The sequence below is a fragment of the Rossellomorea sp. ABR4_012 genome (genome assembly GCF_056159545.1).
Window position 1 is genome coordinate 1,656,375 of the sequence record NZ_JBSWVK010000001.1, and the last position, 18,973, is coordinate 1,675,347.

The following is an 18,973-nucleotide window of genomic DNA, read 5'->3' on the forward strand; positions in this document are numbered from 1 at the left end:
GTGGATGATCTATACGGTGTAATAGGATATCCGATTGCCCACTCCATGTCTCCTGTCATGCACAATGCAGCGTTCCGGGATGCAGGGATCCGGGCGGCATATGGCAGGTTTCATGTCTCAAACGATGAATTGCCTGATGCAATCAAAGGAATCAGGGCGCTCGGGTTAAAGGGCATCAATGTGACGGTTCCCCACAAAACGACCGTCATGCCTTTATTGGATGAAATAGATCCTTTGGCATCCTCTATTGGGGCTGTGAATACGATCGTTAACCGGGAAGGAAAACTGATCGGCTACAATACAGACGGCATAGGATTTGTGGAAGGATTGAAGAAGGAATTAACAGGTGATTTATCTAGTAAGTTAGTATTAATCATAGGAGCGGGCGGGGCCGCAAAGGCGATTTATTATACGCTGGCTTCATTTGGAGTAAGGAAAATCGATATTACCAATCGTTCGGAAGATAAGGCCGTCGACATGATCAACTCTTGTCCGGTGGATATCGAGTCGCATTACTGCCAGCTGCAGGAAGCCGAGATGAATTTGCATCAATATGATATCGTTATTCAGACGACATCGATCGGTATGTTCCCTAAAGTTGATGATTCCCCTCTTAAAGTTGGCAGGGTAAAAAGGGGAGCGGTGTTCTGTGATATCATTTATAATCCGCTTCAGACTTCCTTTTTGAAACAGGCTGAACATCATGGTGCAGTCATTCAAAATGGAATCGATATGTTTGTATATCAAGGGGCGCTGGCATTTACAAAATGGACACGGGTCACTCCTAATACGGATCTGATGAAAAATATCGTTTTAAAACAACTGGGAGGTTAACAATGTTAACAGGTAAGCAAAAGAGATATTTACGTTCGGAAGCACATCATCTATCGCCGATTTTTCAAGTTGGAAAAGGCGGCGTCAATGAAAATATGATCAAACAGATTGACGAAGCATTGGAGAAAAGGGAGCTGATGAAAATCAGTGTCCTTCAGAACTGTGAGTGGGATAAAACAGAAGTGGCAGAAGCACTTGTGAAAGGTACAGGCGCTGAACTTGTGCAAGTCATCGGCAGCACGATCGTACTTTACAAAGAGTCGAAAGAAAATAAGCAAATCACTCTGCCAAGATAAGGGTGAAAGGTAAATGAAGAAAAAAGTAGGGCTTCTGGGAGGAACCTTCAATCCTCCCCATATAGGCCACCTTGTCATAGCACAACAGGTCCTGGAAAAAGCACAGCTGGATGAAATACGGTTCCTTCCTAACCATGTCCCTCCTCATAAAAAGAATGATGAGACTGTATCCGCCGAACAGCGGCTGAGGATGCTTGAGGGAGCAATTAACGGAAACCCTAAATTTCAGATAGAGAAAATTGAACTTCAAAGGCAAGGCACTTCATATACGTACGACACTGTCAAAGCCTTGAGTGAGAGAGATCCCGAAATTGATTACTCTTTCATAATCGGAGGGGATATGATTGAATATCTCCCAAAATGGTTCCGTATTGATGAGCTTATTGACATGGTGCATTTCATCGGGGTGAACAGGCCCGCTTATTCTCATGAAACCCCTTATAACGTGCACTATGTGGAAGTGCCCGATCTTGCCATTTCTTCCTCCTATATTCGTGAGTCCGTAAAGGAAAACAGATCGATCCGCTATTTGGTGACCGATGAGGTGTATCGAATCATAAAGGAGGAGAGGCTGTATGGATAGACAGAAAGCGTTGGAGACTGTGAAAGAACATTTGACAGAACACCGCTTTATTCATACGTGCGGTGTAATGGAAACGGCCATTGGGCTTGCCCGTCAATATGGCGCTGATGTCAAGAAAGCTGAAACTGCGGCGATCTTTCATGATTACGCAAAATTCCGGGATAAAAATGAAATGAAACAGATGATCATATCTGAAGGTTTGTCACAAGATTTATTAGAATATAACAGTGAGCTTTGGCATGCTCCTGTAGGCGCGATCCTGGTAGAACGGGAAGCGGGTATTTGTGATACAGAAGTGTTGGATGCCATACGTTATCACACTTCCGGATGCGAAGATATGTCCACCCTGGATAAAGTGATCTATTTAGCTGATTATATAGAACCGAACCGTCATTTCCCCGGAGTGGAAGAAGTGAGGGAGTTAGCCAAGGAATCCCTTGATAAAGCATTAATAAAGGCACTTCAGAACACCATCGTGTTTCTGATGAAAAAAAACCAGGCAATCTATCCCGACACATTCAGGTTTTATAATAAACTGGTACTTGAACAGAGGAGATGAAAATATGGAACAACGTTTATTGGAATTAGCTTATAAAGCAGCGGACGACAAACGCGCAGAGGATATAGTTGTACTTGATATGAAAGGTGTGTCAATGATTGCGGATTATTTTCTGATCTGTCACGGAAACTCAGATAAGCAAGTCCAGGCCATTGCGCGTGAACTGAAAGACAAAGCAGAAGAGAACGGCTATACTGTAAAACGTCTTGAAGGATTTGATCAGGCAAGATGGATTCTTGTTGATCTTGGAGATATCGTTGCTCACGTCTTCCACAAGGATGAGAGAGGTTATTACAACCTTGAGCGTTTATGGGGAGATGCCTCATTCGTTGAGGTAAGCGAAAGTCTTTAATGAGTTATGAGCGTTTTGCCTATGTTTATGACTATTTAATGCAGGACGTCAATTATGACGGCTGGCTTGATTTTGTCAACCGCCAGTCCGAAACCTATGCTGTAAAAGGGAAAGACATTGTTGATATTGCATGCGGCACAGGGGAATTGTCTTTACGCCTTTCAGGGGAAGGTTATGCGGTAACCGGAGTCGATCTGTCTGAAGATATGCTTATGATTGCTCAGCAAAAAGCCCAGGATAGAAACAGCAAGCTGTCCCTTTTTCAACAAGATATGGCACAGCTGGATCTGGAGAGAGAGTACGATCTGATTACAATATTTTGCGATTCCCTCAACTACTTGGAAAAAGAAGAAGATGTAATCAATACGTTCAGGCATGTATACAATCATTTAAAACAGGACGGACTTTTTTTGTTTGACGTGCATTCCTTGTATAAAATGTCGCAAATTTTCATGAACCAGACATTTACGCTGACCGATGAAACCGTATCCTATATATGGGATTGTTTTCCGGGTGAAGCTCCCAATAGTGTGGAACATGAACTTACCTTCTTTGTCCGGGAAGAAGGAACCGACTTGTATCAAAAAGTAGAGGAGCTTCATAAACAGCGGACCTATCCGGTTTTACAGCTTACGGAATGGCTTGATCATGAAGGGTTCGAGGTGCTGGAAGTTTCGGCAGACTTTACAGAATTGCCGCCATCAGACGACAGCGAAAGGATTTTCTTCACATGCAGGAAAAAATAAACCAAGGAAGTCCATCGTGACCTCCCTGGTTTTTTTGTTTTGTTTTTGTAAAGAAGCAGGAGTTTAGCTATTTGTGTCGAAATAAAAATAAGGAGTCCATTTAGACTCCAAATTGAGATCGGGTTTCTGTCAGATCATCTTCAAATTTCTCTTGTGTTGCTTGGAATAGCTTCTCAAATACCTCTCCCAATTCCTTTTCCATTACAGCGATGCCTTTACCAGTTACACCGCCTTTCACACAAACTTTCTCTTGCAATGCAGGTAATGTGTAAATGTCTTTCTTCAATAAATCCCCCAAACCGACCAGCATTTCCGATGCCAGGACCGTTGCCGTTTCTCGATCTATTTCAGTCACCTCGACAGCCGCGTTGATAAATCGCTGAGTCAGATAACTAAAGAATGCCGGCCCGCAGCTTACGATGTCAGACGCAACCCTTGTGATATCCTCATCTATAACGACAGGAGCAGACACATGTTTTGCAAGAATTGTCAGTTCCCGTTTCCACTCTTCAGAGCAACGACTTCCAAATGTCAGCAGTGAAACCCCGCTAAGCGCACGGTTCGTAATACTTGGAATAAATCGTGCACAAGAACACGGTATGATGGATTGCAATTGATCTACACTGACTGGACTCGTTATGGACACTACACATTTATCCCTGGTGAAGCAATCCTTATTTTCCTCTATGACGCGATAAACATCATGCGGTTTCACGCAAACAAACACTATGTCAGAAGACTTTATGACTTCTTCATTTGAATTCATGACATGGCCGCCGTTTTTTTCTTGTATTTCCTTCGCTTTCTCTAATGTCCTATTTGTCATATTCAGGTCGGAAGGAGAAATTGCTTTTGATTCAATAAAAGCTTCTATAATCACTTTCCCCATATTTCCAGTTCCGATTATACCTACTTTCATATGCAGCCCTCCTTCTTTTACGATTTTTTCAATAAACGCTGTTGAAGTCCCTGCAAGCCTTCGTCATCGATATTATAGCTTTAGCTCCAATCAACTGATGAACGAATCAAATTATGCAATAGCCAATTAGAAACAGTTTTCTCCTACAACTTATGAAATACCGCCAGTGAATATTCCAAACGAGGTGAATTTCAAACATGCATCCCATTGTTGAAAAATACAAAAGTATCCTGTTGATAGCGGCATTCGCTGTGATTATATTAGTATTCTATCTTCTGGATTTTTCTAAGGGAGATTCGGAAGAAGGGGAGTTTACAACACTGAGTATCCAGGCTGAAGAGCCGAAGGCGATTGAACAGGAAGTATCAGAATTGCCGGCTGCGAAGGAAGAAAATACAAGCGTGTATGTTGATGTAAAGGGAGAGGTGAAGGAGCCGGGTTTATATGAAGTCAAAAAGGGAGAAAGATTGAAATTCGTCATCGACAAGGCTGGGGGCTTCACTCCGCAAGCAGACAGAAATCTCATTAATCTTGCCATTAAGGTAACGGATGAAATGCTTATCTATGTTCCTGAAATAGGGGAGGTAACCTCGACAGTCCCAGTCATTCAAGGAAATCAAAGCACCTCTCAAGAAAAGAAAATCAACCTGAATGAGGCTTCCGAGGAAGAGTTCGAATCATTACCGGGAATCGGACCTGCAAAAGCCGCCACTTTCGTACAGTACCGAGAAGAAAACGGTCCCTTTACTAAAATCGAAGACATCAAAAACATTACCGGAATCGGAGATAAGACATTTGAAAAATTAAAGGAATATATTTTTGTACAATGAATTGACGAACCATCAAGACTATTTATACACTTATAGAAAGACATGAACATCGCTGAAGGGAGAAAGAGAATGAAGAGAATTGCATGGCATCAATATTTCATGGCTCAAAGCCATTTGCTTGCGCTTAGAAGCACCTGCACCCGGTTGACTGTGGGAGCCACCATCGTACGTGATAAACGAATCATTGCGGGTGGATATAACGGTTCAATAGCAGGAGGGGACCATTGTATAGATGAAGGCTGCTATGTCATCGACAATCATTGCGTCAGAACCATCCACGCAGAAATGAACGCACTCCTCCAATGTGCAAAATTCGGAGTCGGAACAGATGGAGCTGAAATTTATGTCACTCACTTTCCATGCCTGCAATGCTGCAAGGCCATCGTTCAAGCAGGTATTAAAACGGTCTACTACGCAGCTGATTATAAAAATCATGCTTATGCAGCCGAGTTGTTTCAGCAGGCAGAAGTACGTGTCGAAAAAGTACCTTTTCATGAAAAAAGCCTGGATCCCAAAAATAAAGAAAAATCCCGCTTTGTCTTGGAGTTAATTGAGGAACTTCGTCACAATGGCGGTAATCAGGAATTGATTGAGAAATATGAACAGCAGTACATAAAGTTGTTTAATGAATAAAGTCATTCCCTCTTATTTTCTGCTTTTTTTGGCAGTATCGACCATTTCGGGAACCCTCCTGGCACTTCAATCCTATTGGGGTGCCTTCTTTCTTGCCTTACTTCTTCCGATGCTGCTGCTCAGGAAATCCTTCATATCCACGTGGTCTTCCTGCTCCTTTATATTCATTTCTTCGTTTGTGTTAACCACTATTCATGAAGATAATCAAATTTCTATCTTATCTCCCCAAACATCAATTCATAAACTAACGATTGAATCCATCCCCTTCATTGATGGGAATTCCTTACGGGGGTTTGGCAAACTTAACGAAGAAGGGATCGCTTTTCGATATCGGATTCCGACAGAAGACCAGGTTAAAACGGCAGAAGCGCTGAAACCAGGACTGACATGCAGGGTTTACGGAGACCTTGTGGAACTTTCAGAGAACTCAAACCCCAATCTGTTCAACTATAAAAGGTATCTGTATGAACGGGATATCCATTGGGTTTTGCAAGTGGATTCTTTTGAAGGATGCAGCCAAACGAAAGATGAATGGAAATACTTACTGGTACAGTGGAGATTCGCAGGGTTAACGTATATTGAAGAACATTTTCCATCAAAGACCTTCGGTGTGACGCAAGCATTGATATTCGGTGAGACAGGCAGGATTTCAGAAGAAATGATGAACTCATACCGTGCCTTGGGCATTGTTCACCTATTGGCGATTTCAGGCCTGCATGTCGGACTTGTTTACGGGATGCTTTATTTCATACTTCTCAGGCTTGGCATCACACGGGAGTCCTCCTTATGGATATCAATCATATTTTTGATAATTTACATGGTGATAACAGGCGGAGCCCCGCCGGTAATCAGGGCTTCATCTATGCTGATCATACTAATACTTGCAAGGAAATCTCCGATTAGAATAAGTAATTTGGACAGCTTATCCATCGTTTTTATGATCCTCCTTTTTTGGAATCCTTTTTCGGTATTCAATATAGGATTTCAGCTCTCATTTACCGTCAGCTTCTGCCTGGTTTTATCTTCTGAGGCGATTCTGACTTCTTCAATTTCCAATCTGATTCAATTATTCAAAGTGACCGTTATCGCACAACTATCTTCCTTGCCTATCATCCTATTCCACTTTTATGAGTTTTCTCTCATTGGGTTCTTAACCAATCTTGTATTTGTCCCTCTTTTTTCTCTTATCGTTCTGCCGATGGCATTGATATCATTTTTGATGGAACTCTTGGTACCCGGGGAGGTGTTGTGGCTGACCCACTCATATGGGTTGATTGTCAAGGGAATCGAGGCTTTTGCTTCTTTACTCTCCGCTATCCCATTAAATACAATGATACTGGGAAAACCCCCTGGTCTTGTCATCGTTTGTTATGTTCTTATGATTCTGTACGTATTTAGAAACTTGGAGAGAGGAGTATGGCGGCTTCCGTCAGTTATTCTGTGCAGTTTCGTTCTTATACATGCGGCGTTGAATCAATTCAACCCTTACGGTGAAGTCGTATTCATTGACGTAGGACAAGGCGACTCCACCCTCATCGACCTGCCATATAATGGAGGGACCTATCTGATTGATACAGGGGGAACTGTAGAATTTCCAAAAGAAGAATGGGAAAAGAAATCAAAGTCATTTTCTGTCGGGGAAGACGTGATCATTCCTTTTCTGAAAAGTAAAGGGATTATCAGTCTTGATAAGCTTATTCTGACTCATGGTGATATCGATCATATCGGAGGGGCTGAAGAACTGATTGAACATATTAGAATAAAAGAAATCTTGATAACTCCGAACAGCCAGGAGAAAAAAGAGATGAGGGAAATCATTTCACTTGCGGAAAAAAAGGGGATCCCTGTCAAACAAGTTCGAGCTCCTTACAGATGGGAAGCAAATAACCATTTTTTTCACGTCCTTTCACCGCGGGATGACGAATATGAAGGGAATAATGACTCTCTCGTTGTTTATTCTGAAATGGGGGGGATCGAGTGGCTGTTTACCGGGGATTTGGAAGAGAAGGGGGAAAGGGAATTCGTTGATTCTTACGATATAGAGGCAGAGGTATTAAAAATAGGTCATCATGGCAGTGATACTTCTACAAGCGAAGCTTTTCTTGAGGAGATACAGCCTTCGATTGCCGTCATCTCTGCAGGCAGGGACAATCGGTTCGGTCATCCGCACCCGGAAGTGGTAAAGAGGCTGAGAAAACAGGGGGTCAGGATTCATACTACTGCCGATCATGGTGCATTGACTTATCGTTTTTTGGGAAAACAAGGAACGTTTTCTGCCCAACATCCATAGTATGTAGTACCAACACACATTAAGCGCTAAAGAAAAAAGGGGCAGACCTAGAAAGTGTCAGGCCTTCAACCCAATTTATGTTACTTAGTTCAGTACCATATATGGAAATTGAAGAAACCGATTCTTTTTGGGTCTTCCCCTTATCTTCTTTTTTTCATTAAGATCCAATCAGCTTAATGACAGTCGCGATAACAAACATCGTAGCAAAAAATCCAAAAGAAACAATAAAGCCGACGCCTGAATCTACAGCATCATTTCTCTTTGATTGTACGTTTTTTTCAAATTGGTTCACAACTACCCCTCCTATTTCTATTCTAGTATAGAACATCAGTATTAAAAAATCTATACTTTCACTGTACATTTTCCTTTACTGACAAGAGTTGTCACCTATAAGTTGCCCACTCTGGGGTGACAATAATCACTACAAAGGAATACCGTCAGCGTGAAAGGGTCCTAGGTCTTTCCCGCAGACGTTAATATAGATATAGGGGGTGTCCCTCTTTGCCTGGGCGTCCCCTTACCACTTGTCAAATCCCCAAAGCTTTTTTAACATAGAGTAGATAAAAAAGATATTGGAGAGTGCTGACTTGGTTATTGACACATGGAAGAAAATTGAGAGATCTCAGTTTGCTGCTATCTATTTAGTATATGGAAATGAATCGTTTTTAATCAATGAAACGAAGCAGCGAATTGTTTCTGCTGCCTTGACGGAAGAAGAAATGGATTTTAACTTCTCAAGGTATGATTTGGAAGAAACGCCTGTGGAAGTTGCGATTGAAGATGCGGAAACCTTCCCGTTCATGGGGGAGAAGCGGGTCGTGATCCTGGACAATCCTGTTTTCCTGACTGCTGAGAAAACAAAGGAAAAAGTCGAGCACAATATCAAGAGGTTTGAACAATACATACAATCCCCCGCTCCTTATACGATTCTTGTGCTGACTGCACGTTATGAAAAACTTGATGAACGGAAAAAAATCACCAAAGCCCTGAAAAAAGATGCCGAAGTAGTAGAAGCAAAGAAACTCAATGAACAGGAGTTAAAGGTCTGGGTGAGAGAAAGGTCAGCTGCAAATTCTGTTCAAATCGATGAAGATGCAATCGAACTGCTGCTGACATTGGCCGGGACAAACCTGATGATGCTCACCCAGGAATTGGACAAGCTGTCGCTGTACGCGAGCGATACAAACCATATCGATACTGCTGCGGTAGAGAAATTAACCGCCCGTTCCCTTGAACAGAATATCTTTGCATTGGTTGACAAAGTTGTGCAAAGAAGGATTGATGAAGCGCTTCGGATTTATTATGACCTGCTCAAGCAAAATGAGGAACCGTTGAAGATACTTTCCATTCTTGCTGGTCAATTCAGGTTGATTTACGGGACGAAAGAGTTATCAAGAAGAGGATATGGACAGCAGAAAATTGCGTCTTATTTGAAAGTGCATCCTTTCAGGGTGAAGCTTGCTGCAGGTCAGGCCAAGCATTTCGATGACAGCCAACTGGCAAGGATCATTGAGATGCTCTCGGAAGGAGACTACGAAATCAAAACCGGCAGAGTCAAAAAAGAACTCATGATCGAGATGTTTTTATTAAAACTGAATGAGATTTAGAAAAGCGAAGGCGGCTCGTTCTGGGACGACAAGCATAAGGCGATCCATCCGGAAAGGCGCACTTTGCCTTTTTGGATGGATTGACTTATGACCTCGAGTCCCAAGCCGCCGGAGCTGGACAATAGAAAAGCGAAGGCTGCTCGTTCAGCCCCGACAAGCAAAAGATTAATGGGCTGGGAAGGCGTTCTTTGCCTTCTTGGCCCATTTAACTTATGACCTCGAGGGGCTAGCTGCTGGAGGTGGACAATAGAAAATCGGAGGCGGCACGGCAGGAAAGCAGAAATTATAAATGGTAGAACCCAAAAAAAACCACTGGATAAACTCTCCAGTGGTTTTCTTAATTGTCTAGCTCCAGCGCCTAGCCTCTCGAGACGTTTCAGCCTGACGAATGAAGTCAAAGAGCGACTTCACCCGTCGGTCCTCCAACGCTTTTCGGGGCTGAACAAGGCGCTTACGCTTTTCGAATTAGTTTGCTTTTTTCATTAGACGAGATTTTTGACGATCTGCAGCGTTTTTGTGGATAAGACCTTTTTGAGCTGCTTTGTCTAATTGACGAATCGCATCGTTAGTTAATTCTTTAACGTTTTCAGCACCGTTAGCAGCTGCAGCTTCTGCTTTCTTCACAGCAGTACGCATAGAAGATTTTACAGTAGCATTTTGAGCGTTGCGCTCGTTGCTAGTTTTAACGCGCTTGATAGCAGATTTAATGTTTGGCATTCCTGTCACCTCCTAAAAAAGGATCGAGATTCTATGTGACTCGATTTAAATTCCTAATCTATAAGAACAAATGATATTTTATCAAACGAATGGTGAGATTGCAATACTAAGGAAAGAAATAAACAAGTGAATGAAGCCCTGGTGAAAAGGTAAACCTAAAAAATAATCATGAAAGATTCAATGTTTGGAGGGTGACGGAAAATGGATAACGAAAAGAAAAGAAATCAGGAAGAAATAGACTTAAGTGTATATTCTGTACGTACGGATCTCGCAGTTGAAGCAAGAGAAATGGCGGTTTCCGAAAAAGGAAAAAAAGATTCTCAAGATACAGGCGAAGTAACCTCTGAGATAAAAGGTGTTGTCATTAAAGAGAGAGAGGAGGAAGGGGTGAAAATTTCCCTTGTCACAATCACTCCAGAAGGCGAAGAAAATATCGGGAAAAAAGCAGGGAACTATTTGACGATTGAAGCCCATGGGATACGGGAGCAAAACTCAGAGCTGCAGCAGCAGGTAGAGTCTGTTTTTGCGAAAGAATTCAGTCAATTCCTGGAAAGCAACAATATAGAAAAAAACGCCAGTTGTTTAATTGTAGGACTGGGAAATTGGAACGTTACTCCCGATGCCCTCGGCCCTCAGGTATGTGAAAATGTGTTAGTGACCCGGCACCTGTTTGAGCTTCAGCCGGAATCCGTCCAGGAAGGGTACCGACCTGTAAGTGCACTTGTTCCCGGAGTAATGGGACTGACCGGTATAGAAACAAGCGATATCATCTTCGGAGTGGTAGAGAAGTCCAAACCCGATTTCATCATTGCGATCGATGCCCTTGCTTCCCGGTCGATTGAGCGTGTTAACGCCACTATCCAGATATCCGACACCGGCATTCACCCGGGATCCGGAGTGGGTAATAAGAGGAAAGGGCTCGATAAAGAAACGCTGGGTGTTCCTGTCATCGCCATCGGAGTGCCAACTGTGCTGGATGCTGTAACGATTGTAAGTGACACCGTCGACTTCTTATTGAAGCATTTCGGGAAAGAAATGAAGGAAGGTGATCGTCCATCCCGCTCGCTCGCTCCTGCCGGTCTGACGTTCGGTGAGAGAAAGAAGCTTACCGAGGAAGACCTTCCTGAAGAAAAACATCGTCAAACTTTTATGGGAATAGTGGGTACTCTTGAAGATCAGGAAAAACGGAAACTGATTCATGAGGTGCTCGCCCCAATCGGCCACAACCTCATGGTTACGCCAAAAGAGGTGGACGTATTCATAGAAGACATGGCCAACTTAGTAGCGAACGGTCTGAATGCCGCACTGCATGAGGCAGTGAATCAAGAAAATGCCGGATTTCAGACAAGATAACGGACTTTTAAAAAAGCTGCAGGAGAGTGTTCCTGCAGCTTTTTTCTATTATGCGGCTAAAGAAATGTTGATTGGAGCGAAAGTGGTAAAAACGGAGTCTTGCACGAAAAATTACTAGAAAACTTTTCTCCTCATTGTTTAATCCTTGATATAAATCCTCATAATGACTACTAAATGCAGTTCTACTTTATCTATCAACAGCATAGCTTGTACTAGAGTAGATTTTAGGAAGGGTGAGGAAATGAGATCGTATAAAGCCACTAATTATGTAGTAGCGGTTAATATGACGACCATTTTAAAAGGGGTCATTATTTTAACGATGGCCATGCTCTCGGTCTTTTCCGTAACAGGCATCCTGACCTCGATGAAGCCCGAATATAGAATTACATCCGATTCAATAAATCAAGCGGCTTCCGGTGTAAAGGGGGAAGTACTGTATAAATTGTTAGCCTTGGAAAATCGGTCCTTTAACAGCATTTTAGTCAAAGAAGAAAAAGAACTTCCAAATATATCATCTCTACTATTCAGTGTAGCGACCAATGTCAGTTTCGACGATCCGAGGAGTTTCCTTGGAAGGGAGCTGCCCGGGTTTTCAATCTTTGATGGAGATATCCTGGTAGCCGGGGAAGGTACCGATTTTACGAATATGCCGATTGAATCAGTTCCTCCTCAGGAAGCTCTCGATCCAGAAAATGAAGCGCAGCTGAAAAATATTGAAGAGATCAACAAAGGTGATGAGAGCAGGGATGCAGGTACATCCGTTCTGACCACGGGTGATAAAAAGACGGTGCATCTTTACTTTACCCATACAAGGGAATCCTATCTTCCTTATTTGGATGGAGTATCAGAACCCGACTCTGCCATGCATTCAAAGATTAATGTCACAAAAGTCGGCGATATGCTGAAGTCGGACCTGGAACACTTGGGGATCGGCACCAGCATAGATAAGACGGATGTGATTCAAAAACTGAATGAAAAAGGGCTGGATTATTATAGCGCTTACCAGGAATCACGGCCTTTGGTCCAGACAGCGATGACAAACAATAAAGACTTATTATACTTGATTGATATACACAGGGATTCCCAAAGAAAAAATGTCACCACGACAGAGATAAATGGGAAGTCATATGCAAAGCTTGCCTTCGTGGTAGGTGAAGAGCATCCGAATTATGAGCAGAATCTGAGGGTTGCAACTGACCTTCATAAACTTCTTGATTCGAAATACAAGGGGCTTTCCCGGGGAGTCATTTCTAAAAAAGGAAGCGGTACAAATGGGAAATTCAATCAGGACCTTTCCGGAAATGCTCTGCTTCTCGAGTTTGGCGGGGTCGATAACACATTTGAAGAGCTGCAGCGATCATCTATCGTTTTTGCGGAAATATTCGCTGACTATTATTGGCAGGCAGAAAAGGTAGATCACAATCTTTCTCCTAAGCCGGTAAGGCAGTAAGACAAAGGGTGAAAAAGAATGGGTAAATTTATCATTAAATGCTTCGTTCTGATCTGTTTTCTCTTTGTAGGGGTGCTGATCGGCATGCAGCATGCCAACCAGGGAATTGTGGAAATGAAAGGCCACGAAAAAGAATCATTCACTTCTCCTGTCGGGGTGACGCAGGACGAAGAAGGGAATGTCGAAGCCAGTTTCCTTGGGAATGAGGTCGAAAGCCAGACCCTATCCGAAAAAAAAGAGAAACTTGAAGAAATGAAAGCTTTCAACGCGTTTTCATCAATAGGAAAAGCCCTTGCCGACCTGATAGAAGCAATAACCGGCAAGCTAGTTGAGTTTATTGCATCATTGATTTGATGCGCAACAGGCAATGGTCACTTCCTGGAACATTTCTAGTATAAAAGAATATAGTTGATTTATGGCACATTTCCGTCAGATAGAGACGAAACCAGCGAATACATGCATTTCTTCGCTGGTTTCGTTTCTATCTGTCGACCTTTCAGCATAGCTGAAAGGCGGGTGAAACGTTCGTTTCACCCTAATAAGCCTAAAATCGTTACTTTACCATCAAGAGCCTTCCGGTTTAGATTGAATAATATATACTGTACTGCTATAATTCAACATAGTGTACATGTGTGGATATAACAGGAGTTGAACGAAGAATGAACCGTGAAGAAAAATTGAAAAGACAATCGAAAATAAGAAACTTCTCTATCATTGCCCATATAGATCATGGTAAATCGACGCTTGCCGATCGTATTTTGGAGAAAACAAAAGCGTTGACGGCGCGTGAAATGAAAGAGCAATTACTAGATTCAATGGACTTGGAAAGAGAACGCGGAATCACGATTAAATTAAATTCCGTACAGTTGAAATATCAAGCGAAAGATGGCGAAGAATATATCTTTCATCTGATCGATACACCGGGACATGTCGATTTTACATATGAAGTATCCCGGAGCCTTGCAGCTTGTGAAGGGGCGGTACTCGTAGTGGATGCTGCTCAGGGAATCGAAGCCCAGACGCTTGCCAACGTGTATTTGGCACTTGACAATGATCTGGAAATCCTGCCGGTCATCAATAAGATCGACCTTCCGGCAGCAGACCCTGAACGGGTGCGTCAGGAAGTGGAAGACGTAATCGGACTGGATGCGTCGGAAGCAGTTCTTGCTTCTGCCAAGGCAGGGATTGGAATCGAAGAAATTCTTGAGCAGGTCGTTGAAAAGGTTCCTGCACCACAAGGAGATCCCGATGCCCCGTTAAAAGCATTGATATTTGATTCCCTATATGATGCATATAGAGGGGTTGTTGCTTATATCCGTGTGATGGAAGGAAGCGTCAAAGTCGGAGACAAGGTCCGTATGATGGCGACAGGGAAAGAGTTTGAAGTAACGGAAGTGGGTGTATTTACACCAAAAGCCACTGGACTTCAAGAACTGACTGTCGGTGATGTCGGGTACTTGACTGCAGCGATCAAGAATGTCGGAGATACCCGTGTGGGGGATACAATCACTCTTGCTAAAAACCCTGCACAAGAAGCGCTGCCTGGATACCGCCGCTTAAATCCAATGGTATATTGCGGTCTGTACCCAATCGATTCAAATCGCTATAACGACCTTAGAGAAGCACTGGAAAAACTTGAATTGAACGACTCTGCTCTTCAATACGAGCCGGAAACTTCCCAGGCTCTTGGGTTTGGATTCCGCTGCGGATTCTTGGGGCTGCTTCATATGGAAATCATCCAGGAGCGTATTGAACGTGAATTCAAAATCGATCTGATCACGACTGCACCAAGCGTAATCTATCATGTTCAGCTTACAGACGGGGAAGAAGTGAAGGTTGACAATCCATCTATGATGCCTGATCCGCAAAAAGTGGATTTTGTAGAAGAACCTTACGTCAAAGCGACGGTAATGGTCCCGAACGATTATGTAGGAGCCGTAATGGAGCTTTGCCAAGGTAAACGAGGCAACTTCATTGACATGCAATATATGGATGATACCCGGGTCAATATTGTCTATGAACTCCCGCTCGCTGAGATTGTGTATGATTTCTTTGATCAACTAAAGTCAAGTACAAAAGGATATGCATCTTTTGATTACGAACTGATTGGCTACAAGGAATCTAAGCTTGTGAAGATGGACATTTTATTGAACTCTGAAAACGTAGATGCTTTGAGCTTCATCGTTCACAGGGATTTTGCATACGAACGCGGGAAACTTATAGTTGAAAAACTGAAGGATCTCATTCCAAGGCAACACTTTGAAGTACCTATTCAAGCAGCAATCGGTCAAAAAATTGTAGCGAGATCTACGATTAAGGCCATGCGAAAGAATGTACTGGCTAAGTGTTACGGCGGTGACATTTCACGAAAACGTAAACTTCTTGAAAAGCAAAAAGAAGGTAAAAAGCGAATGAAATCAGTCGGTTCCGTTGAAGTTCCGCAGGAAGCATTCATGGCCGTCCTGAAGATGGACGATTCCGAAAAGAAATAATTTTTTTATGGGTAAAGGGGGAAAGAGACTTGTGACTCACAAGTTCTGCTTACCCCCTTTTCTCTATGATTGCCGTAAAAGGAGGGGAAAGACATGGCGAAATCAGCTTACATCCATATACCGTTTTGTGAACATATTTGCCACTATTGCGATTTCAATAAAGTATTCATGCAGGGACAGCCGGTAGATGAATATCTTGAATTGCTGGGACGGGAAATGAAGCAGCGGGTAAATAAAAATAATCATTTGGACACGATTTTCGTTGGCGGCGGTACCCCTACCGCCCTGAGTGCCAAACAATTGGATAAGTTGTGCAGGGAAATTAACGAAAATCTGCCGTTTTCTCAAGGGGAGTTTACATTTGAGGCGAACCCGGGAGATTTAACGGAAGACAAACTCAGGGTCTTGAAAGAACATGGCGTTAATCGATTAAGCTTCGGTGTCCAGTCGTTCAATGATGAACTGCTGAAGGGAATCGGCAGAAGCCACAAGAGTAAGGACGTGTATTCCTCAGTGGAAGCGGCTCAGAAAGTCGGTTTTACAAACATCAGCATTGATTTGATTTACAGCCTTCCCAAGCAGACCGAAGAAGACTTCAGGGACACACTTACAAAGGCTCTTGAACTTGGGCTCCCTCACTATTCAGCATACTCGCTCATCGTAGAGCCGAAGACCGTCTTTTATAACCTGATGCGTAAGGGCAAATTATCTCTCCCATCACAGGAACAGGAAGCGGCTATGTATGAAGTATTGATTGAAACGATGGAGAAATACGGCATCAACCAATATGAAATCAGTAACTTCGCTAAAGAAGGCTATGAAAGCAAACACAATCTGGTCTACTGGGACAACAATGAATATTATGGTTTAGGTGCAGGTGCACACGGATATATAAACGGAGTACGCTATTCAAACTTCGGTCCCCTGAAAAAATATATGGAACCCATCTCAGTAGGGGATCTGCCAACAATCCAGGAACATAAAGTAACCAGAGAAGAAATGATGGAAGAAGAAATGTTCCTCGGCCTCCGAAAAGTAGAAGGAGTCAGCAAAAATGCTTTCTCCGAAAAATTCGGCTGCTCAATCGAATCTGTCTTCCAATCTTCATTAGAAGAAATGCAGAACCGGAAACTGCTTCTGGTTGACGATGAACGTGTCGCTTTAACAAAGCAGGGACGTTTCCTGGGGAACGAAGTCTTTCAAGCTTTCCTAGGAGTAATCTAATTGATGTATCTGCAAACTGAAGTTGATTATAACGATCCTTTTTGCTTGTTTTGTTAAAGCTTTTTTGTTATTACCGGCTCCAGCTGTTGATTGGAGTGCCAGACGAAGACTCCTGCGGGAGAAGTGACCAATGTGAGACCCCGCAGGGAGGAACGACCGAGGAGGCTCACGGGTCACCCGCGGAAAGCGAAGTCTGGCATGGAAATCAACAGCGGTGTTCAGTGGCGTTAATAGATATTCTAGTATCAAGTAAGAACTGCAATGAGTTTAAGAAAACACCAAATCTAATATATTGACATCCCCAATCTGATTTGATAATTTATTAATTAGATTTAGCACTCATCCAATTAGAGTGCTAACAGAGGTGATGAATGTTGTTAACAGATCGACAACTTCTAATTCTTCAAGTTATCATTGATGATTTTATTCTTTCTGCTCAGCCTGTCGGCTCAAGGAGCTTGTCAAAAAAGGATGAGATTTCATTCAGTTCTGCTACCATCCGGAATGAAATGGCGGATCTAGAGGAGCTGGGGTTCATTGAAAAGACCCATACTTCTTCAGGTCGGGTCCCTTCTGAAAAAGGATATCGCTATTATGTGGACCATTTGCTTTCTCCTCAGAAATTGCAGAAGAAAGATATGCATGCACTGCGGTCGATCTTTTCAGAAAGAATATATGAATTGGAGAAAGTCGTACAGAGGTCGGCTAAGATCCTTTCTGAGCTGACGAACTATACAACCATCGTATTGGGACCAGAATTGAAGGAAAACAAACTGAAGAAGATCCAGCTTGTCCCACTGAATAAGGAAACTGCCATTGCCATCATCGTAACGGATAATGGACATGTAGAAAATAAATTGTTCCACATTCCGCCGACGATGGATGCTGCCGAACTTGAAAAACTCGTTCATATCCTGAACGACCGTTTAACAGGAGTACCAATACACGAATTAAACGATAAAATCTTTAAAGAAGTGGCCATTCTGTTAAAAGAACACATCCAGAACTATGATTTTATCCTGCATTCGATTACGGACTCCATCAACTCAACCGTTACCGACAAGTTGTTCTTTGGCGGCAAGACAAATATGCTGAATCAACCCGAATTCAATGACGTACAAAAAGTGCGGATGCTGCTTGAAATGATCGAGCAGGAAGAGAGCATCTATAATCTCATCCGGCCATCGGCATCCGGATTGAACATTAAAATCGGGAAAGAAAATAATCATCTTGCTATGGAGAATTGCAGTCTCATAACCGCAACTTATTCTATAGGTAAAGAGCAATTAGGTTCCATTGCAATCATCGGACCGACCCGAATGGAGTATTCGAGGGTTGTAAGTTTACTTAATTTCTTTTCAAACGATATGTCCCAGGTCTTGACGAAGCTGTATCAAAGCAATGATTAGTGGACATATTGTATAAAGGATTAACAGGCCCGGAACCACTGGATTCCGCGCCTTTGTTACGGAAAATGCTTCATGTATTTTAAGGAGGTGAACGTGATGTCAGAAGAAACAAAGAATGGGCAGGAAGAACAAGCGAATGCTGAAAACGAAGAAGTTGTTGAAGAAGTATTCGCCGAAGAGCCTCAGGAGTCTGAAGGGCAAGAATCAGATGAGCTTACACAACTGCAGGAAAAGCTTGATGAATCTGAAAATCGTTATCTTCGATTACGAGCAGACTTTGATAATTTCCGCCGCCGCATGAATGTTGAAAGCGAAGCGAAGGAAAAATATCGTGCTCAATCTCTTATCACTGAACTTTTACCGGCACTTGATAATTTTGAACGTGCCTTAAATATAGAAGTTGATAATGACCAAACGAAAACACTGCTTCAAGGAATGGAAATGGTTCACAGAAGCCTTATCGACGCATTGAAGAAGGAAGGCGTAGAACCGATTGAAGCTGTGGGTCAGGAATTTGATCCGCATCTTCACCAGGCTGTGATGCAGACGGAAGATGAAAACTACGGCAGTAATATCGTCGTGGAAGAGTTCCAAAAAGGTTACAAGCTTAAGGACAGAGTAATCCGTCCATCTATGGTAAAAGTAAACCAATAATATAGAAATTACATATCAATAGGGA

General features: G+C 42.7%; 20 protein-coding genes. 17 read left to right on the forward strand and 3 right to left on the reverse strand.

Annotated elements, in window-relative coordinates; all coding sequences use genetic code 11:
* The 6 genes from aroE to ACXAFV_RS08085 are packed head-to-tail and all read left to right on the forward strand — an operon-like array spanning position 1 to position 3,370.
* Positions 1 to 834 (forward strand): shikimate dehydrogenase, encoded by an 834-nt coding sequence (gene aroE / locus ACXAFV_RS08060; RefSeq protein WP_475125615.1) that lies wholly within the window; start codon positions 1 to 3, stop codon positions 832 to 834.
* Positions 835 to 836: 2 nt separating this feature from the next.
* On the forward strand, positions 837 to 1,130 hold the full coding sequence (gene yhbY, locus ACXAFV_RS08065; protein ID WP_475125616.1) for a ribosome assembly RNA-binding protein YhbY: 294 nt from the start codon (positions 837 to 839) through the stop codon (positions 1,128 to 1,130).
* 13 nt (positions 1,131 to 1,143) lie between these two features.
* The gene (locus ACXAFV_RS08070) at positions 1,144 to 1,713 is read left to right on the forward strand and encodes a nicotinate-nucleotide adenylyltransferase (protein ID WP_475125618.1); all 570 of its coding nucleotides are present in this window, start codon (positions 1,144 to 1,146) and stop codon (positions 1,711 to 1,713) included.
* Positions 1,706 to 2,272, forward strand: coding sequence for a bis(5'-nucleosyl)-tetraphosphatase (symmetrical) YqeK (gene yqeK, locus ACXAFV_RS08075; RefSeq protein ID WP_475125619.1), 567 nt, complete (start codon positions 1,706 to 1,708; stop codon positions 2,270 to 2,272). The genes ACXAFV_RS08070 and yqeK overlap by 8 nt, the downstream gene beginning before the upstream one ends.
* A 4-nt stretch (positions 2,273 to 2,276) precedes the next feature.
* On the forward strand, positions 2,277 to 2,624 hold the full coding sequence (gene rsfS / locus ACXAFV_RS08080; RefSeq protein ID WP_475125621.1) for a ribosome silencing factor: 348 nt from the start codon (positions 2,277 to 2,279) through the stop codon (positions 2,622 to 2,624).
* Complete coding sequence (locus tag ACXAFV_RS08085) at positions 2,624 to 3,370, forward strand: class I SAM-dependent DNA methyltransferase (protein WP_475125622.1); 747 nt, start codon at positions 2,624 to 2,626, stop codon at positions 3,368 to 3,370. Before rsfS ends, ACXAFV_RS08085 begins: the two co-directional genes overlap by 1 nt.
* 100 nt (positions 3,371 to 3,470) lie before the next feature.
* Here ACXAFV_RS08085 and comER read toward each other — a convergent pair whose 3' ends face one another.
* The gene (comER, locus tag ACXAFV_RS08090) at positions 3,471 to 4,289 is read right to left on the reverse strand and encodes a late competence protein ComER (RefSeq protein WP_475125624.1); all 819 of its coding nucleotides are present in this window, start codon (positions 4,287 to 4,289) and stop codon (positions 3,471 to 3,473) included.
* A 197-nt stretch (positions 4,290 to 4,486) separates the two neighbouring features.
* On the opposite strand from comER, the gene ACXAFV_RS08095 reads away from it, so the two are divergent.
* The 3 genes from ACXAFV_RS08095 (at position 4,487) to ACXAFV_RS08105 (ending at position 8,042) form a co-directional block, all read left to right on the forward strand.
* On the forward strand, positions 4,487 to 5,119 hold the full coding sequence (locus ACXAFV_RS08095; RefSeq protein WP_475125625.1) for a helix-hairpin-helix domain-containing protein: 633 nt from the start codon (positions 4,487 to 4,489) through the stop codon (positions 5,117 to 5,119).
* A gap of 69 nt (positions 5,120 to 5,188) precedes the next feature.
* A complete protein-coding gene (locus ACXAFV_RS08100; protein WP_475125627.1) occupies positions 5,189 to 5,752 on the forward strand; it encodes a ComE operon protein 2 in 564 nt (187 codons plus the stop codon).
* Positions 5,745 to 8,042, forward strand: a complete 2,298-nt coding sequence (locus tag ACXAFV_RS08105; RefSeq protein ID WP_475125628.1) for a DNA internalization-related competence protein ComEC/Rec2 — start codon at positions 5,745 to 5,747, stop codon at positions 8,040 to 8,042. The genes ACXAFV_RS08100 and ACXAFV_RS08105 overlap by 8 nt, the downstream gene beginning before the upstream one ends.
* 157 nt (positions 8,043 to 8,199) lie before the next feature.
* Here the strand turns inward: ACXAFV_RS08105 and ACXAFV_RS08110 are convergent, their stop codons facing one another.
* Positions 8,200 to 8,334 (reverse strand): YqzM family protein, encoded by a 135-nt coding sequence (locus ACXAFV_RS08110; RefSeq protein WP_044339687.1) that lies wholly within the window; start codon positions 8,332 to 8,334, stop codon positions 8,200 to 8,202.
* Positions 8,335 to 8,629: 295 nt separating this feature from the next.
* Here ACXAFV_RS08110 and holA point away from each other — a divergent pair, with 295 nt between their 5' ends.
* The gene (gene holA / locus ACXAFV_RS08115) at positions 8,630 to 9,649 is read left to right on the forward strand and encodes a DNA polymerase III subunit delta (RefSeq protein WP_475125630.1); all 1,020 of its coding nucleotides are present in this window, start codon (positions 8,630 to 8,632) and stop codon (positions 9,647 to 9,649) included.
* A 465-nt stretch (positions 9,650 to 10,114) separates the two neighbouring features.
* On the opposite strand, the gene rpsT is transcribed toward holA, so the two are convergent.
* The gene (gene rpsT, locus ACXAFV_RS08120; RefSeq protein ID WP_446243670.1) at positions 10,115 to 10,366 is read right to left on the reverse strand and encodes a 30S ribosomal protein S20; all 252 of its coding nucleotides are present in this window, start codon (positions 10,364 to 10,366) and stop codon (positions 10,115 to 10,117) included.
* Positions 10,367 to 10,567: 201 nt separating this feature from the next.
* Between rpsT and gpr the strand changes: the two genes are divergently transcribed.
* The 7 genes from gpr (at position 10,568) to grpE (ending at position 18,948) form a co-directional block, all read left to right on the forward strand.
* Complete coding sequence (gene gpr, locus ACXAFV_RS08125) at positions 10,568 to 11,719, forward strand: GPR endopeptidase (protein WP_475125631.1); 1,152 nt, start codon at positions 10,568 to 10,570, stop codon at positions 11,717 to 11,719.
* Positions 11,720 to 11,960: 241 nt separating this feature from the next.
* Positions 11,961 to 13,169 carry a stage II sporulation protein P gene (spoIIP, locus tag ACXAFV_RS08130; protein ID WP_475125632.1) on the forward strand — a complete coding sequence of 403 codons (1,209 nt, stop codon included), beginning with the start codon at positions 11,961 to 11,963 and terminating at the stop codon, positions 13,167 to 13,169.
* Between the two features lie 18 nt (positions 13,170 to 13,187).
* Positions 13,188 to 13,523, forward strand: a complete 336-nt coding sequence (locus ACXAFV_RS08135) for a DUF3679 domain-containing protein (RefSeq protein ID WP_475125633.1) — start codon at positions 13,188 to 13,190, stop codon at positions 13,521 to 13,523.
* A gap of 305 nt (positions 13,524 to 13,828) precedes the next feature.
* Complete coding sequence (gene lepA, locus ACXAFV_RS08140; protein WP_446243666.1) at positions 13,829 to 15,661, forward strand: translation elongation factor 4; 1,833 nt, start codon at positions 13,829 to 13,831, stop codon at positions 15,659 to 15,661.
* A 93-nt stretch (positions 15,662 to 15,754) separates the two neighbouring features.
* Positions 15,755 to 16,885: a radical SAM family heme chaperone HemW gene (gene hemW / locus ACXAFV_RS08145; protein WP_475125634.1), complete on the forward strand. Its 1,131-nt coding sequence runs from the start codon at positions 15,755 to 15,757 to the stop codon at positions 16,883 to 16,885.
* 374 nt (positions 16,886 to 17,259) lie between these two features.
* Positions 17,260 to 18,294 carry a heat-inducible transcriptional repressor HrcA gene (gene hrcA, locus ACXAFV_RS08150; RefSeq protein WP_475125636.1) on the forward strand — a complete coding sequence of 345 codons (1,035 nt, stop codon included), beginning with the start codon at positions 17,260 to 17,262 and terminating at the stop codon, positions 18,292 to 18,294.
* Between the two features lie 96 nt (positions 18,295 to 18,390).
* Positions 18,391 to 18,948, forward strand: a complete 558-nt coding sequence (gene grpE / locus ACXAFV_RS08155; protein WP_475125637.1) for a nucleotide exchange factor GrpE — start codon at positions 18,391 to 18,393, stop codon at positions 18,946 to 18,948.
* Positions 18,949 to 18,973 lie beyond the last annotated feature (25 nt).